At 66.4% G+C, this 1,751-nt stretch carries 2 protein-coding genes and 1 pseudogene; 2 read left to right on the top strand and 1 reads right to left on the bottom strand.

Going from position 1 to position 1,751, the window contains the following annotated elements; genetic code table 11:
* A pseudogene (locus tag DBR10_RS20180) lies at positions 1-274 on the top strand (chromate efflux transporter); the annotation flags it as partial.
* Between the two features lie 86 nt (positions 275-360).
* On the top strand, positions 361-1,032 hold the full coding sequence (locus DBR10_RS15990) for a hypothetical protein (protein ID WP_108505295.1): 672 nt from the start codon (positions 361-363) through the stop codon (positions 1,030-1,032).
* Positions 1,033-1,053: 21 nt separating this feature from the next.
* Here DBR10_RS15990 and DBR10_RS15985 read toward each other — a convergent pair.
* Positions 1,054-1,751, bottom strand: a 698-nt coding sequence (locus DBR10_RS15985; protein ID WP_146187864.1) for an alpha/beta hydrolase family protein, incomplete at its 5' end; no start/stop codon positions are given.

Raw genomic sequence — 1,751 nt, 5'->3', positions numbered from 1 at the left:
TCGGGCCCTGGCCCTGATCTCGGCCGCAGCGGTCGGTGTGATCGGACAACTGGCCGTCTGGTTTGCCATCCACCTGCTGTTCCGCTCGGGCCAGACCCTTGAGGCCAGTCTGTTCAGGATCATGGTGCCAAGGCTCGAGAGCCTGGATCCCGGCGCGTTCGGACTGACGGCCTTGGCTCTGGGCCTGACCTTTGGCCTGCGCCTGCCCGTGCCGGCCTTGGTGGGCGTTATGCTGGTCGCAGGCCTGCTTCTGCGCGCGATCGGCCTCGCTTGACGTAAGGTCATGATTTTCGCACTTGCGAAATCGAGATCTGTGTTATGTTGCGTTGCACAAAATCGCGGTTTGCCGGAGCGCGCGCCATGGTTTCTTCCCTGTCTGTCATGCCTGAACTCAAGTCGGACCGACTCGATCCCGAGGCGGCCCCGCACGTCATGCTGGGTGCGGCCTCGCCGCTGTGGCTGCTGTTCGGCGGTGCCGCCGCCGCCGGTGCCACCTGGTGGTGGTGGTCGGCGCGCTGGCGCGAGGCCGTCAATCTGGAGGCCCTCTCCGCAGCGCCGGCCGGGGTACCGGATGTCCTGGCCGAGCCCGTGGCTCCCCTAGAGGAGGCCGAGACGGCCGCAGCCGAAATCCTGCTTGAAGGCGGTTCTGTCGAAGAGGTCGCTGGCCCGGTGGAACCTGAGCCCGTTGTTGCGGCTCCGGCCGAGGATGTCGCTGCCGAGGCGCTGGTCACCGAGACGGTTGCCGAGAGCGTTTCCGAGCCGGTCATCGACCCGGAACCGGTCACTGAGGTCGCCCCCGCAGAGATACTGGCTGCGGACCCCGTCGCCGATGACCTGACCCGTCTGGTCGGGGTGGGCCCCAAGCTCTCGCTGGCCCTGGCCGAGCTGGGCATCACCCGCTTCAGTCAGATCGCCGCCTGGACGGCAGATGATGTTGCATCCTTCGATCAGCTTCTGGCCCTGAAGGGCCGGGCCGAGCGGGATGCCTGGGTGGCCCAGGCCCGGCGCCTCATGGGTGAAGCCTCCGTCTGAAGCCGGACGGCCTGACGGGGGTCACTGACCCCCGTTGATCCCGCCGGTCCCGCACTCGGTATTGAGGTACTTCTCGATCTCGACCAACTGGGTTTCAACCATGGCCGGCTCCATGGTCACCAGTTGGTGGCCCATGTCCTTGATCTCGAGATAGCGATAGGGCTTGCCGGCCGCCTTCAGGGCGTCGGCGAACTTGCGTGACTGCTTGACCTCGACGGTCTGGTCGCGGTCGCCGTGGTAGATGAACAGCGGAATCTTGGCCTCGCGAGCCTGTTCCAGCGCATCAAGCCCCCGGATCGTCGGGTTCTGGAATTCCCGCTGGAAACGGTTGTCAAACGTGGCTCGCTTCAGGCTCGCCAGGTCGCCAGCTCCTGCCCCTGAAATGGCACAGCGATACAGACCGTTGGGCCGGATCGCCGCTGCCAGGGCGGCATAGCCGCCATAGGAATAGCCGAACATCACGACCTTGCCGGCGGCTGCGACCTTGCGGTCCATCAGCCATTTGACGCCGTCGTCCTTGTCGTCCTGCATCTTCTGGCCCCACTCGCCGTCGCCGGCGCGCCAGAGCTTCTGGCCCCAGCCTTCGGACCCGCGGAACTGCGGTTGCAGCACGGCATAACCCCGGCTGGCGAAGTACTGGACCCAGCCGGCGGGATCCCATTCCAGGTCGTCTCGCGCCCATGGTCCGCCGTGCGGCTCGATCAGGGTGGGGTAGGGGC

The organism is Caulobacter sp. HMWF025 (assembly GCF_003060965.1).
GTDB lineage: Bacteria > Pseudomonadota > Alphaproteobacteria > Caulobacterales > Caulobacteraceae > Caulobacter.
The sequence above is the reverse complement of the archived record's forward strand: the minus strand, read 5'-3'. Positions and strand labels throughout refer to the sequence as shown.